Consider the following 14,156-nt stretch of genomic DNA (forward strand, 5'->3'; position numbering starts at 1 on the left):
ATCAGAGGGTCGTGCGAGAGGTGACGAAGTGAGCGCCGCGCGACTGGAGGGCTACACCTCGGACGACTGGGAAAGCCTCGATCCGCAGGAAGGCCGCCGCATCGAGTTGGTCGATGGGCGGTTCGTGGTGACCCCTGCTCCAGCGATCAAACACCAGCGCGCGGGCGACAGGCTGGCAAGAATTCTCGATGACGCTGTTTTCCCGGAAGGTATGGAAGCCGTTACCGCCGTCGGCGTTCGGATCAGCAAGCGCTTCGGCTACATCCCGGATGTGGTCGTGACGACTGAGCGCGTCGAGACGGTGTCCGTCGATGCCGCGAACGTCGCGCTGGTGGTCGAGATCGTCAGCCCGTCCACGAAGAAGAGCGACCGCTTGGAGAAGCCCGCGGCCCTCGCCGCGGCGGGCGTGCCCGCGTACTGGCGAGTCCAGCCGGACGGCGTCGACGGTCCGGCCATCTACTGCTATCGGCTGGACAACGGCGCTTACTCCGAGGTTACGACGCTGAACGCCGGCAGGGCCGGTACGGTGGCGATCACCGGCACGGCGTCGGTGACATTCGCCCCAGCGGATCTCACCCGCAGGCGCCGTTGACCGGCATTTGTCTGGCCGCTTGGAGTTTCTCCAAGCCTGCCTCTTTCAGGGCTTTTTGAGCTGAAACGATAGAGCTCGAGCCCTGGTGCCTCCTAACTTTCTCCCATGCCCAAAAGAGAGTCGAACGTCGTGGGCCGCGAGTTCGGCAACGCCCTTCGCGCCGCCATCGCCAAAACCGGTCTGACGCAACGCAAACTCGCCGAAGAACTCGACTGGGACGAGTCGAAGATGTCCGACCTGGTCAACGGCAAGGGCGGCGTCGACCTGGCCGAGGTCCGCGAGGTGCTCGCCTACCTCCGCCTCAGCCTGGTCGAGCGCAAGCACCTGCTGAAGCTGTTCCTGGAGGCGCGGGAGAAGGGGTTCATCCTGTTCCCCGAGGACGGCGTCCCGGACCAGTTGCGCACACTCATCAACCACGAGAAGGAATCCACGGAGATCGTCGCCTCGTCGATGATCGTCGTACCCGGCCTGCTTCAAACCCCTGAGTACGCCTATCTCGTCACCGAGGCCGGGCCGATCGACAAAGAGGACGTCCCCAAGGTCGCGGCTGCGCGAAGCGCGCGGACGGAGATCCTCAGGCCAGGCCGGACGTTCACGTTCTACGTGCATGAACAGGCGCTTCTGCTCCCGGTGGGCGGCGAGGAGGTCTGGCGAGAGCAGTTGGCCCATCTGATGCGGATGTCGGTGCGGGAGTACATCAACTTCCACGTCATCCCGCGGTCGATCGGCATGCACGCGGGTGCGGCCGGTGACTTCCGCGTGATGAGGTTCCCGAAGTACCCGCCGCTCGTCTTCCTGGACACGCTGAACTGTGGGTTGTTCTTCGACGACAAGGAAACCGTCGCGCTTTACGAGGGCAGGGTGAAGCGCCTCGCGGCGAGCGCCCTGGATCGTGGACAATCGAGGGCGGTGATCGACAACATCTTGGAGGGTCTCCAATGACCAACTGGCGCAAGAGCAGCTACAGCGCGACCGCTGACAACTGCGTCGAGGTGGGGCACGGCGTCGGGGTCCGGGACAGCAAGGCGCCTGCCGCCCACGTGGCGGTGTCGGAGCAGGCCTGGTCGGCGTTCCTCGCCACGGTGAAGCGAGAGCCGGTCGAAGCCTAAGGCCGCAGGTCGACCAGTTGCTGGGTGTGCACCGGCACGTGGTTCTCGGCGAGGCCGTCGATCAGAGCGGCGAGTGGGATCGGCTGGTCGAGCAGGAGTGTGTCGCCGGACATCAGCAACGTCGGCACCAGCACCGCGGTGGCCTGCTCGCTGAGCTGGTCGGCGATGTCGCACAGGAGCTCCGCCTGGCGGCGGACGTGAGCGATCAGCTCAGCCCTGCCGGAGTGCTCGGCGATGATCCGGTCGAGGTTCCAGCCGTCGAGGCAGATCCGGTTGTCGAAGGTGGGGCGTGAGCCGGACGCGACGCCGAGTGCGACGGCGGCGGTCGCCGCGTCGACGCTGAGGACGTGGGCCAGCACCTGGTCGGCGTTCCAGCCTCCGTCGGCGGCCTCGCCGAGGTCGGGTGCCGCCGCCACCTCGAAGAACTTCTCGTAGGCGCTGCGAAGTGCGGTCGTGTCCATTGGTACGTCCTTGTCGAGGTCGGGGATAACGCGCAACCGATAGTTGCACGTCCCGTATCAACCTGCAACCTTTTGTTGCGCGTCGACGTTGACAAGATCGCTACGATAATTTCAGTGTCGACCGAAAGGGATCACTGAGATGAGCGTGGGCAGGGAAACCCGGCTGTCGGCGTGGATCGAGCGGTTCGCGGCCCACTTCGCCGAGGAGGGCATTCCCCTGATCGGCGGCCGCATCCTCGGTTACCTGCTGGTCTGCCAGCCGGTCGAGCGCACCGCCGCCGAGCTCTCCCAGGAGCTCGAGGCCAGCAGCGGGTCGATCAGCACGAACCTCAAGTACCTGGTCAACGTCGGCCTGGTGACCAAGCGGACCCGCCGGGGCCGCCAGGCCGCCGAGTACCGGATCAACGAGAAGGCCTGGACCGACTTCATCCAGCGCAAGCTGACCGCGATCGCCAGCGTCCAGACGCTCACCGACGACGGCATGCGCCTGCTCAGCGGCGACCCGGAGCGTGCGATGCGGCTCAAGACCGTCGACCGGCTCTACGGCTGGCTCTCCGAGGAACTTCCCGCTTTGTGGGAGCGCAGGCCCGCCGCGCCGAAGTAGCGTGGTGCCATGTGGCACCCGTTTCGCGATGACGTCGAGTACTACGAGGAGAGAGCCAGAGGTCTGCTCGCCTCCGCGTGGGACGGCGTGCCCGGCGCTCTCGAGGTGTTCGACGACGTCCCGCTGACGGACGAGGGCGCGCACACCGTCCTCGCCCAGGCCCACGGCTGCGCGGACTGGAAGGCCTTCAAGGCGCACATCCGCAAGCCGCGCCCGTTCGCCCGCGCCTACCAGGCCATCGAGATGCAGAACCCCGGTGAGCTCAAGGCGATCATCACGCGCGACCCGTGGCTCGTGAAAGCCAGCGGTACCAACGGCAACGACCTGCTCGGGCTTTCCGCCGCCAAGGGTGACGAACGCCTGGTCGAGGTGCTGCTGAACGACGGCGCGGACATCGACCACCAGAACGTCCACGGCTGGACCGCCCTGCACCAGGCGGCGTACTCGAACCTCCCGAACCTGGCCCGGCTCCTGCTGGCCAAGGGCGCGCGCACCGACCTGGACGCGCGCGGAGAGGGCGGCACGCCGCTCGCCATCGCGTTGTTCTGGGGCAACGTCGAAACCGCGGAACTCCTGGCACAGTACGGAATCCACCCGCCGAACCTGCGCACCGCGGCCGGCCTGGGCGATCTCGACCTCGCCGTCGCACCGGAGGCCGCACGCGGCTATTACCGCCCGCACAGCGGTTTCCCGCGCTGGTGGCCGACGAACGACCCGCAGGAGGTCCTCGACGAGGCGTTGTCCTGGGCCGCCCGCAACGACCGCACCGAGGTGTTCGGCGACCTGCTCAAGCGCGGCGCCAGGATCGACGCGGACGTCTACCGCGGCACGGCGCTCGCCTGGACGGCGTACCGCGGGCTGGAGAACGCCACCCGCACGTTGCTCGACCTGGGCGCGAACCCCAACCAGCGCACGGGTTTCGGCGGCCCGATGCACGGAGAGGGCGTCACGGCGCTGCACCTCGCGGCCGAACGCGGCCACCTGCCGGTCATCCGCGTCCTGCTCGACGCGGGCGCGGACCGGACCATCACGGACGCGAACTTCGAGGCCACGCCCGCGAACTGGGCCGGCCACAACGACCAGGCCGACGCTCAGGCCTTGCTGAGCGCCTGATCCTCAGCGGGAAGCTCGACCGTGTGCGTGCGCTCACGCGACGACGTCCAGAGCGCCGCGGTGGCGACGACGACCGCGCCGGCGCCGAGCACGTGGATCGATACGAGCACCTCGGGCACGCCGGTCCAGTACTGCACCATGCCCAGCGCGCCCTGAGCCAGCACGACGCCGACGAGCGTCCAGTACGTGCGGGTACGGGTGAAGAACCCGACGGCGATCAGCAGGCCCAGGAACAGGAACAGCAGGTCCGCGTGGATCTGCGCGAGCGTCTCCACCTCGACGCCCAGGCGCGGCGTCGACGCGTCACCGGCGTGCGGCCCAGCTGCCGTCACCCAGGTGCCCGCGAGCAGCAACGCGCCGAGCACGACCGCCATGACGACCTGAAGCTTCATCAACGGTGCCGGCACCTTCAGACGGGCCGGACCGTCGCCCTCGGACAGCGAGCTCACGAGCAGCACGGCCATCCACACCAGACCCATCGAGATCATGAAGTGGATGGAGACGGTGTACCAGGCCAGGCCGGTCAGCACCGTGATGCCGCCGACGACCGCCTGCACGGCCACCCCGACGAGCTGGACGAGCGAGAGCACCAGCACCCGCCTGCGCCGCGGCAGGTGGAACCAGGCCGCCAGCACGCACAGACCCGCGATGATCCCGACGACACCCGTCAGCGTCCGGTTGCCGAACTCGACCCACTGGTGCAGGGCCGCGACCTCGGGGTGCTCCACCGGGACGACGCTGCCCTCGACGCACTCCGGCCACGTCGGGCAGCCGAGACCCGAGCCGGTCACGCGGACGATCGACCCGGTGACCGCGATTCCGGCCTGCGCGATGACGACGGCAATCGCGAACGCGCGCTGCCAGGACACGAGGAGGGCGGTCAGCTTCGACACGCCGTTGATGGTAGGTGGTCGTCAGGTGAGCTTCGTCGTCCGGGTTGCCAACGCCCCGGCCACAACGCCCCAGGCCACAAGCACTGCGACCGGGCCCACACCCGGTGCCGTGCCGTGCACCACAGAGGTTTCCAGCGCCTGGGCCAGCGCGGCCGACGGCAGCAGGTGCACGAACCCGACCGGCACCGACAACGCCACGCCGCCGACCATCAGCAGCACGAACCAGATGATGTTCGCCAGCGCCAGCACGATCTCGGCCCGCAGCGCGCCACCGAGCAGCACGCCCAGAGCACCGAACGTCAGCGTGCCCAGGACGATCAGCAAGACGACCCACGGCAGACCGCTCAGGGGAAAGCGCCAGCCCAGGATCAACGCCGTGACCGCCAGCAGGGCGATCTGGAGCGCGACCACGACCAGCGCGCCGCAGACCCGTCCGGCGACCAGCAGCCACCGGGGCAGCGCCGAGGCCGAAAGCCGCTTCAGCACGCCATAACGCCGGTCGAACCCGAGGGCGATGGCCTGCCCGGTGAACGCGCTCGAGATGATCGCCAGCGCGAAGATCCGCGCCGTCGCCGACCCCACGCGCGGCTCCGGCATCGGGATCACCGACATCAGCGACAACGCCACCAGCAACGCCAGCGGGATGAGCACCGTCAGCAGGATCTGCTCGCCGTTGCGCAACGTCAGCATCGCCTCGGTGCGGGCGTGCGCGAAGAGCATCTTCGGCAGTGACCCGCGGCCGGGCGCGGGCGTGAAGGTGCCGGGAGCGAAGGTGGTCACGAACGCAGCTCCCTGCCGGTCAGCTCCAGGAAAACGTCTTCGAGGCTGCGCTTGGCCACCGTCAGCTCCTCGGCCAGCACACCCTGCTGCGCGCACCACGACGTGACGGTCGACACGACCTGCGGGTCGATCAGCCCCTCCACGACGTACGCGCCACGACTCGCCTCGCGCACCTTCAGCCCCTCGGGCAGTGCGGCGGACAGCAACGTCGTCTCGAGGCCGGGCCGGGCGCGGAACCGCAGCTGCTGGTCGTCCGGCCGGTTCGCCGTGAGCTCGGCGGGCGAGCCCTGCGCGACGACCCGCCCCTCGTCGATGATCACGACGTCGTCGGCGAGCGCCTCGGCCTCGTCCATGAGGTGCGTCGTCAACAGCACCGCCACGCCGTCGTCCTTCAACGCGCCCACGAGGTCCCACACCAGGCGCCGCGCCTGCGGGTCCATGCCCGCGGTCGGCTCGTCCAGGAACACGAGCTCGGGACGTCCGATCAACGCGCACGCGAGCGACAACCGCTGCTGCTGCCCGCCGGACAACCTCTTGTACGGGGTGCGCACCGCGCCACCGAGCCCGAGGACCTCGATGAGCCACTTCGGGTCGAGCGGGTTCGCCGCGCACGCCGCCACGAGGTTCAGCATCTCCTCGGCGCGGATGCCGGGATAGCCGCCACCACCCTGCGGCATCACGCCGATCCGCGGCCGCAACGCCTCGGAACCGGGCAGGAGCCCCAGCACGCGCACCGACCCGTCGTCGGCCGAGCGGAACCCCTCGCAGATCTCGACGGTCGTCGTCTTGCCCGCGCCGTTGGGCCCGAGGAGGGCGAGGACGGTGCCGGGCTGCTGGACCAGGTCGAGGCCGTCGACGGCGGTCTTCGAGCCGTACCTCTTGACCAGCCCCGACACTTCCACCGCAGGCTGGGGATTCGGGCTCACGACCGGTCAGCCTAGGCGGTCCGGCCTGCCTGAGCGCACGCGGGGACCTCTGGTACTACGTGACCGCACGCGGGGACCTCCCGTACTACGTGACAGTACGAAAGCTCCCCGCGTACACCGCCAGGCTCAGGCTCCGCCTTCCAGGAAACGCGGGAGCCTTTCGTTTCCTTCCGGGGAACGCGGGGCCCCCGCGTTCTTTTCCTGAAGCGGAGCTGAAGATGGTGGGGCTGTCCCTACCCCTGGACCTAAGGGACACCTCAGGGTCACATCGGGGGAGTTCCCCATTGGTTGATCACCGAGTTCACAAGAGACTTTTGACGTGATCGAGGCGGGGGCGAAAAGACGGAGTCTGGTGGTCGGGGGACTGGTGTTGTCACTGGTCCCGATTTTCTACCTGCATGTGGTGTCGGCGGGTCAGCACAACCCGATCAGTGACGTGATCAGCGACTACGTCTTCGTGGACAACGGCACGGGCTGGCTCGCGGCGACGTCTCTTAGTCTCGCCGCCGTCTCGGCGTTGCTCGCCGTCAACCTGCGCGGTGTAGGCAGGTCAGCGCAGTGGTTGATCGGCCTGTGGTCGGCGGGGCTGACCGTGGTGACGATCTTCCCGACCGACCCGACGGGAGCGCCCACCTCGATGTCGGGCTACATCCACCGGTACGCCGGCGCGGTGATGTTCGTGGCGTTGCCCGCGGCCGGCGTGCTCATCGCCCGCCAATTTCCGGCCCTGCTCGGTATCGCAACAACCGCGAGCGTCTCGAGCGCGGCGTTTCTGGTCAGCCACGTTTCGTTCGCCGGTTTCGAGGCACGCGGACTTACGGAACGCGTTTTGTTCGCATCTCTTTACGTACTGCTTTTCGCCATCGCGGCCCTACAGGTGAGGCGCAAGTCATGACACTGCTCGCCATCACGCTCGCCGTGCTCGGCGCCGTGTGCTTCGCCTTCGCGGCCCGCCTGCAGCACGACGCGGTCGCCGTGGCCGGTGCGAAGATCGGCATGGTCCGGGATCCCCGCTGGCTGGGCGGGCTCGTGCTGCTGGTCGCCGGTGCCGGGGTGCATGCTGCCGCGCTCGGAATGGCGCCGCTGACGGTTGTTCAGCCGATCGGTGTGCTGGCGATCGGGATGACCGCGTTGCTGGACCGGCGGTTCCGTGAGCTGCCGGCGATTCTGCTGACGACTGTGGGTGTGGGCGCGTTCGTGCTCCTGGCCTCGGGCAGCGCCACCGCCACCCAGGTCGCGCCGGACGCCGAGCTGACTGCCGGTCTGGTGACTCTGGGCGCGATCGCGGTGCCGGGCGTGGTCGCCGCTCTCACGACGAACCCGCGTGTTCGTGCCGTGGCGTTCGCCTCGGCCGGTGGCGTCGCGTACGGGTACGTCTCGGTGCTGATGCGTGCGGTGTCGCAGTCGGTGCAGCAGGGCGGTTTCGGCCTGTCGCACCTCGCGTCCGTGCTCGGCATCGCCCTCTCGCTCGGCGTCGGTGGCTGGCTGGTCCAGCACGCTTACGCGGGCGGACCTCCTCATCTCGCCGTCGCCTGCCTGACCGTGGTGGATCCGCTGGTCGCGGTCGGCATCGGCGCCTTCCTTCTCGGCGAGGCCGCGCATCTATCCATTTGGACCGGTGCCGGACTGTTCGCCTGCGCTCTCGCCGCAGTTTGCGGCGTGTTCGCACTCGCTCGTCAACCTCGTGAAAACATCCGAACGGAGCTTCCCGTGAACACCTCCAGCGCGCTGCGCGTCGTCATCGCCGCCGACACGTTCCCGCCGGACGTCAACGGTGCCGCGCGGTTCGCGCAGCGCCTGGCGGTCGGCCTGGCCGGGAAGGGCCACGACGTCCACGTCATCGCCCCCGACTCGCCCAAGGCCACGGAGATCCCCGGAGTCACCGTGCACCGGCTGCGCTCGCACCGGCTGCCGTTCTACCCGGACTTCCGGTTCTGCCTGCCCTGGCAGGCCGCAAAGGAAGCCAAAGAACTGATCGCGTCGCTCAAGCCCGACGTCGTGCACGTGCAGGCCCACTTCGTCGTCGGCCGGTTCGTCCTCAACGCCGCTGTCGCGCAGGGCATCCCGACACTGGCCACGAACCACTTCATGCCGGAGAACCTGTTCAGCCACGCGCACGTGCCGGCGTTCCTGCAGGGCCTGTCCCGCAAGTGGGCCTACCGCGACCTGGCGCGCGTGTTCGGCCGCGCCGACGTTGTCACCGCGCCCACGCCGCGTGCCGTGCAGTTGCTGCACGACAGTGGTTTCCCCGCTCGTGCGGTGCCGGTGTCGTGCGGTATCGACATCGCCCGCTACCAGCGCGAGGTCACCCACAACGACCGGCCGGCCGCGTTGTTCGTCGGACGGCTGGACGAGGAGAAGCGCGTCGACGAGTTCCTGCGCGCACTGGCCCGCGTGCCCGGCGCGGTCGGCGAGATCGTCGGCGACGGCACCTGCAAGTCCGAATGGGAGCTGCTGGCCCGCGATCTGGAGATCGCCGACCGGGTGAAGTTCCACGGCTTCGTGTCGGAGGACGAACTGCTCGACGCCTACGCCCGTGCGGACCTGTTCGTCATGCCGGGTGTCGCCGAGTTGCAGAGCCTGGCGACGATGGAGGCGATGGCCGCGGGCAAGCCGGTGATCGCCGCGAACGCCATGGCGTTGCCGCACCTGGTGCACTCCGGCCGCAACGGCTGGCTGTTCGAGCCCGGTGACGTGAACCAGCTGGCGCAGCGCCTGCACACGCTGGTGCACGACGCGCCGATGCGGGCCCGCATGGGCGCCGCCAGCAGCGAGATCATCTCGCACCACGCGCTGGCCACGACCCTGGACCGCTTCGAGGCGCTCTACGCACGGGCGATGGGCCGCGCCGTGCCCGTCATCGCACTGGCAGCCTGACAGGGGGAGTCCGCGGGCCCGGCCGCAGCACGCGGCCGGGCCCAAGGTCATCGGCGGGGAAGTCGGCGGACGCGCTGACCGCGGCCCACTTCTCGGTTTCGGCGGTGCGCTTCGCCTCCGCCGTCAGCACGGTCTCGACGGCGGCGGCACCCAGCACGAGGCGGCGCGGCGGTTCGTTCGAGGCGACGACGTCGGGGAGCACCCGTGCGGCACGGGCGGGGTCGCCGGGTTGCACGCCGTCGTTCTCCTCGCGGTAGCGGTTGATCGCGCCGACGGTCTCCTCGTAGTCCGGGCCGACCTCGTGGCGGATCATCGAGGAACCCTTCGTGAACGTGACCCGCGCGGCGCTGCCGGTGCTGCGGCGGCAGCGCTCGGGCACCTTCGTGCAGTTCTCGTCCGTCGGCGGCCGCGCGGGTGGCACGCCGGCATGGGGCCTACCAGACCGCGACGTTCGCGGTGGAGGGCTTCTCCGAGGTGCTGGCTAAGTGTCCCTTTCTATGACACTTACGACGTGGAAGGCAGCCCGGAAATGCCGCCACGGGCATGGCCCTCGTCACAGGTCAGGCGCCGACGCCGTGCAGGAACGTCTCGACCACGAGCGCGGCGGCCGGACCGGGCTGGAGCGCGGGCATCTCCTGGGCGACCGCGTGCAGCTGGGTCTGCAGCGTCCGCAACGGCCAGCCGCCGGGCAGGCCGGCCGCGACCACGCCCGCCTGTTCGGCGCGGCGCAGGAAGTCGTCCATCCGCGCGTCCAGCTCCTCGCGCCGCCGCCGGATCTCCGGATCGGTCACCGCGCGGATGTCGACGGGCCAGTCGCGGCTGAGCCGGATGCCGCCCTCGGCGAACGCGAGCAGCGCGTCGCGCACCGGCCGGCCGTCGGCGAAGGTCGCGTCGATCAACGCCTCCAGCCGGTCCAGCCGCGCGCGGTAGACCGCCAGCAGCAGCTCCTCGCGCGAGTCGAAGCGCCGGTAGACGGTCCGCTTGTCCACGCCCGCCGCGGCGGCGACGTCGGTGACCCGCGCGTGGGGGTCCGTCGAGAACACGCGTGCGGCGGCGCGCAGCACCGCTTCGACGTTGCGTGTCGCGTCGGCCCTCATCTGTGCCAACGTACAGGGCCGGGCACGCCGGGTCCCGGACGCTATCCGCGTGGCTTGAGCTTCGCCTCGATCCGTTGCGCGACAACCAGTCCGGTCTGGGACAGGGTGAGCTCCGAGGGGTGCTCGCCCTCCGCCGCCACCAGGAACCGGTACAGCGAGGCGTGGCCCTCCAGCCGTTCGCGCAACGTCGCCACGACGTCGCAGCCCGGCGGGTAGATCGCCGGGATCGCCTCGGTGACCAGCTGTTCGCGGATCCGTCGGCGTTCCACGCGCGGCACGTACCAGGACGTGATCAGCAGCAGTGTCAGGCCGAACGCCAGCGCCGTGCCGATCACCACCTGCCAGCCCCACCCGCTCGGTCCGACCACCAGCAGCACGTTCGCGACCGCCAGGTAGACGACGCCGTAGACCACGGCCCAGCCCGCCGTCGCGGCGGCGGGAGGCTCGGCGCGTTCCGTGCCCCAGACACCTTCCACCCTGCGCCAGCGCTGCAACGACTTGCCGCCGCTGAGCGCCATGTACGTCCCGAACGCTCCACAGAGGACCGAGACGGGGATCACCAGCCACGGCTTGGTGTGCAGCTCGAACTGCCAGACCGTCCACACCAGCCCGGCCGCGACCAGCGCGACCACGGCCTGCCTCCACCGGCGCCGCACGATCTCCAGTGGCTTGAAGTCGGCCAGCACGGCGAGCGGGGTGCGGATCGGGGCGGGCAACGAGCCGAGCACGAGCAACGAAGCGACCACGAGCGCGACACCGGCCACCGTGATCGTGCCGGTCGTGATCTCCGTCCGGTTGTCGGGCATCCGGTCGATCGCTATGGCCACCAACGGGATCACGGGTGACAGCAGCACCAGCCCGTGCAGCATCGTGCCGCTGCGCAGTGCCGCGTAACCGAAGGCGGCGAGGAGACTGGCCGCGCCGATCGCCGCGCCAGGACCCGCCGCCCACGCCGGCAGCATCCCGAACAGCGCCATCACGACCAGCGCGCCGCCGACCGCGAGACCGAGGAGCCCCAGGAAGTGCGCGAGGTTCCCGCCGCGCGTCAGCCCGGTGATCGTCCAGTAGGGCAGCAACGCGGCTCCCCGCACCACCCGCGTGACGGGACGGACCGCGGCGAGCCCTGACCGTTCGGAGTCGGCGACCGTGACGGCGACGGCCGCGGCGGTGGCGGCCGTGCGGATCATCTGGTCCGACGCGGCTTCCTGGGTGAGGGGCTCGCGGCCGATCCCGGCGCGGTCGAAGGCGTTCAACGCCGCCATGCCGAGCGTGACCGTGTGCTCCTGCGGATACTCCAGGCGCCGCAGCAGGTCCGCGTGCTCCTCCAGGAACAGCTCACCCCGCGACCGCTCGTCCGCGCCGTCGCCCCGGTCGGCGATGATGGCGGCGCGCAGCCGGGGGAGCTCCTCGCAGATGATCCGCCAGTGCAGGCCCCACGCGGCCAGTTCGGCGAGCTTCATCGACGACGGCGACAGCTCGTTGTCGGTCTCGTAGATGCCGGCGAGCTCCTTCGTGGCCTCGTCGGCGCACGCGGCGACCCGCACCGGCAGTTCCAGCCCGAACATGGCCTTCACGACCTCGTCGACCACGGCCTTCGCGCGTTCTTCAGCTGTGCGCCGGTCGCCTTCCGGCCGGCCGAGGAGGTCCATCCTGCGCAGCCGGCGCGGGTCGAACAGCACCCGGCACAGCATCGTGGCGCCGTCGAGCCGGCCCCAGATCCAGTCGTTGACCCGCCACGAACGCTTGAGGAACCCGGAGAACCGCGACAGCGACGCGCCACCGGCCTTGTCGTCCGCCGTGATCGACTGCCGCGCGAACGCGTTGCGCGTCTGCAGCGACACCTGCACGAGCTCGACCGGCGTGTCGTGCCCGGTCGAGGCGTCGTCGGACAGGCACGTGCCCGCGATCTCCAGCGCCAGCAGGCGGGACAGCACCCGTTCGCCGTCGCTGAGCCCAGCTTCGGACGCGGTGGCCGCGGGGGTGAGCAGCGCGTGCCAGCAGCCGAGTCCACCGAGCTTGAGCCGGTGCTCGTCGAGGCCGCTCATGACCTGCCCGGCGGCACCGACGACCCGGCCGATCTCGGCGACCTGCGCCTTGACCTCCAGGCCGAGGTGCCCGTCGATCATGTGCTCGTGGTAGCTCGCGAGCCGGCCGGTCCAGTAGCCCTCGCCGAGCGAGTCGGACGGCTTCCACGCGAACAGGTCGGCGCGGAGCCTGCGCAGTTCCGCGCGCACCTGGTGCAGTTCGCGGCGAGCCGTCACCATCGCGTCGGCCTCGCCGTCCGGAGCGACCCACACGAGCCGTTTGAGCAGGTCGAGAGCGGACGAGCCGAGGCGCTCGGCCATCGTGATGCCCCACTCCCAGCCCAGGTCCTCGCGGCACACGGTGTTCGGCAGCCGCATGCCCGGCACGTAGGGCAGCACGCCGTGCTGCTCCTTCCACCTGCGTTGCGCGGTCTCCGCCGCACGGCGCGCCCGTTCGAACGACCAGTTCGCCGGGTTGCCCTCGGGCAGCGCGAACTGCTGGGCCGTCAGCTGGCGGGCCGCCAGCCGGATCTCGACGTCCTCGTAGTGGCCGAAGAGCTTGTCCGCCAGCGAGTACACCTCGTCGACGACGTTCTCGCCGCCCGCGTGCAACCGTTCCAGCAACGCCATCCGGCCGCCACGGGAGCTCGCGGCACGGCGGTTGTGCTCCTCGATCTTCTCGACGTAGGTCCTGTTGGCCTGGCTGGACATCGCGCTCAGCAACCGGGCGCCGGAGCTGACCGTCGTCATCGGCTTGTCCGCGGTGTCGGCCTGCGGTTCGGAGCCCAGCGGCTCAGCGTGCGGGAAGACCAGCAGCATGACCCGGCGCACCGGCCCGTCCGCCGGCATCCGGTCGATGGCCGCCAGTGCCTCGCGCGTCGGGGTGTTGACCAGGACGCCGCCGTCGACGGCGAACCTGCTGCGGTCCCCGCCGTTCGCCCAGCTGGCGACGTCGGACATGTCGGGCTTGTCCGGGGTGGCCTGGCCGCCGACCGGGATGAAGCTCGGCTCGAACGCGAACGGGAAGCTCGCGCTGGACCTCGCTGCCAGCGCCAGCTGCCGCACGCGCTCGTCGAGGACGCCGGGCCGGAAGTCGTCCCTGGTGTCCTCGCTGACCCAGTCGTAGGGGTCGCGGCGGAACGAGAACGAACCCTGGTGCACCGACTGGCTCAGCGGCTGGCCGAGGTCGTCGTAGCTGGTCATCGGTACGCCACCGAGCAACGTGGTGGTGATCCTGAGGTCGATCGGGCGCTCGTGGGCCTCGGTGGGCTCGAAGTCCGTGGTGAGGCGGGCCAGCGCCTCCTGCAGCCGGGGGAGGAAGAACTCGTCGCCCTTCAGCAGACTGGCGGGCTCACCGCGAAACGGTGTCCTGAGCAGCTGTTCCATCCGGCCCTGCTCGGCCCAGAGATCCCTCAGCCTGCTCAGGTCGGCGTGCTTGTTGACCTGCGACAACGCCAGCGCGGCACCGTTGATGCCGCCCGCCGACGTGCCGGCGATGACGTCCGCCCGCGCCGTGCAGCCCACCAGGTCCAGCAGCGGCTGGTAGGTGCTGCCCGGCCTGGTCAGCCGGTCCAGCTCCAGCACGACGCCGCCCATCCAGACGGCCAGGCTCACGCCGCCGTTGAGCACGACGGCGAACCGGACCTCTTCCCGCGACATGGGTTTCCCGGTCATGCCGCA

14 protein-coding genes are annotated in these 14,156 nt (G+C 69.9%); 7 read left to right on the forward strand and 7 right to left on the reverse strand.

What is annotated here, in order from left to right; genetic code table 11:
* Nucleotides 1-28 precede the first annotated feature (28 nt).
* The 3 genes from ACRSBM_RS09985 (at nucleotide 29) to ACRSBM_RS09995 (ending at nucleotide 1,701) form a co-directional block, all read left to right on the forward strand.
* A complete protein-coding gene (locus ACRSBM_RS09985) occupies nucleotides 29-592 on the forward strand; it encodes a Uma2 family endonuclease (RefSeq protein ID WP_434442234.1) in 564 nt (187 codons plus the stop codon).
* A 105-nt stretch (nucleotides 593-697) separates the two neighbouring features.
* Nucleotides 698-1,534 carry a helix-turn-helix domain-containing protein gene (locus ACRSBM_RS09990; protein WP_434442236.1) on the forward strand — a complete coding sequence of 279 codons (837 nt, stop codon included), beginning with the start codon at nucleotides 698-700 and terminating at the stop codon, nucleotides 1,532-1,534.
* Nucleotides 1,531-1,701: a DUF397 domain-containing protein gene (locus ACRSBM_RS09995; RefSeq protein WP_434442239.1), complete on the forward strand. Its 171-nt coding sequence runs from the start codon at nucleotides 1,531-1,533 to the stop codon at nucleotides 1,699-1,701. Before ACRSBM_RS09990 ends, ACRSBM_RS09995 begins: the two co-directional genes overlap by 4 nt.
* Here the strand turns inward: ACRSBM_RS09995 and ACRSBM_RS10000 are convergent.
* Entirely contained in the window at nucleotides 1,698-2,162 is a 465-nt protein-coding gene (locus ACRSBM_RS10000; protein ID WP_434442242.1) for a hypothetical protein, read from the reverse strand. The genes ACRSBM_RS09995 and ACRSBM_RS10000 overlap by 4 nt on opposite strands.
* A gap of 139 nt (nucleotides 2,163-2,301) precedes the next feature.
* On the opposite strand from ACRSBM_RS10000, the gene ACRSBM_RS10005 reads away from it, so the two are divergent.
* Nucleotides 2,302-2,766: a GbsR/MarR family transcriptional regulator gene (locus tag ACRSBM_RS10005; protein WP_434442244.1), complete on the forward strand. Its 465-nt coding sequence runs from the start codon at nucleotides 2,302-2,304 to the stop codon at nucleotides 2,764-2,766.
* Between the two features lie 9 nt (nucleotides 2,767-2,775).
* Entirely contained in the window at nucleotides 2,776-3,879 is a 1,104-nt protein-coding gene (locus ACRSBM_RS10010; RefSeq protein ID WP_434442247.1) for an ankyrin repeat domain-containing protein, read from the forward strand.
* Here the strand turns inward: ACRSBM_RS10010 and ACRSBM_RS10015 are convergent.
* Genes ACRSBM_RS10015 through ACRSBM_RS10025 form a run of 3 tightly spaced genes read right to left on the reverse strand, consistent with a single transcriptional unit; the run spans nucleotide 3,858 to nucleotide 6,478 of the window.
* Nucleotides 3,858-4,772: a COX15/CtaA family protein gene (locus tag ACRSBM_RS10015; protein WP_434442250.1), complete on the reverse strand. Its 915-nt coding sequence runs from the start codon at nucleotides 4,770-4,772 to the stop codon at nucleotides 3,858-3,860. The genes ACRSBM_RS10010 and ACRSBM_RS10015 overlap by 22 nt on opposite strands.
* A 21-nt stretch (nucleotides 4,773-4,793) precedes the next feature.
* Nucleotides 4,794-5,492, reverse strand: coding sequence for an ABC transporter permease (locus tag ACRSBM_RS10020; protein WP_434453040.1), 699 nt, complete (start codon nucleotides 5,490-5,492; stop codon nucleotides 4,794-4,796).
* Nucleotides 5,493-5,548: 56 nt separating this feature from the next.
* On the reverse strand, nucleotides 5,549-6,478 hold the full coding sequence (locus tag ACRSBM_RS10025) for an ABC transporter ATP-binding protein (RefSeq protein WP_434442253.1): 930 nt from the start codon (nucleotides 6,476-6,478) through the stop codon (nucleotides 5,549-5,551).
* A 352-nt stretch (nucleotides 6,479-6,830) separates the two neighbouring features.
* On the opposite strand from ACRSBM_RS10025, the gene ACRSBM_RS10030 reads away from it, so the two are divergent.
* Together ACRSBM_RS10030 and ACRSBM_RS10035 are read left to right on the forward strand one after the other, a co-directional pair.
* A complete protein-coding gene (locus ACRSBM_RS10030) occupies nucleotides 6,831-7,373 on the forward strand; it encodes a DUF998 domain-containing protein (RefSeq protein WP_434442255.1) in 543 nt (180 codons plus the stop codon).
* On the forward strand, nucleotides 7,370-9,355 hold the full coding sequence (locus ACRSBM_RS10035) for a glycosyltransferase (protein ID WP_434442258.1): 1,986 nt from the start codon (nucleotides 7,370-7,372) through the stop codon (nucleotides 9,353-9,355). Before ACRSBM_RS10030 ends, ACRSBM_RS10035 begins: the two co-directional genes overlap by 4 nt.
* On the opposite strand, the gene ACRSBM_RS10040 is transcribed toward ACRSBM_RS10035, so the two are convergent.
* From ACRSBM_RS10040 to ACRSBM_RS10050, 3 genes are all read right to left on the reverse strand, one after another.
* A complete protein-coding gene (locus ACRSBM_RS10040; protein ID WP_434442262.1) occupies nucleotides 9,336-9,776 on the reverse strand; it encodes a hypothetical protein in 441 nt (146 codons plus the stop codon). The genes ACRSBM_RS10035 and ACRSBM_RS10040 overlap by 20 nt on opposite strands.
* Before the next feature lie 139 nt (nucleotides 9,777-9,915).
* On the reverse strand, nucleotides 9,916-10,452 hold the full coding sequence (locus ACRSBM_RS10045) for a TetR/AcrR family transcriptional regulator (RefSeq protein ID WP_434442264.1): 537 nt from the start codon (nucleotides 10,450-10,452) through the stop codon (nucleotides 9,916-9,918).
* A 41-nt stretch (nucleotides 10,453-10,493) separates the two neighbouring features.
* Nucleotides 10,494-14,150, reverse strand: a complete 3,657-nt coding sequence (locus tag ACRSBM_RS10050) for a patatin-like protein (protein WP_434442267.1) — start codon at nucleotides 14,148-14,150, stop codon at nucleotides 10,494-10,496.
* Between the last annotated feature and the right edge of the window lie 6 nt (nucleotides 14,151-14,156).

Origin of the sequence: Lentzea xerophila (genome assembly GCF_051094245.1) — a bacterium.
In the GTDB taxonomy this organism is placed as follows: Bacteria; Actinomycetota; Actinomycetes; order Mycobacteriales; family Pseudonocardiaceae; genus Lentzea; species Lentzea xerophila.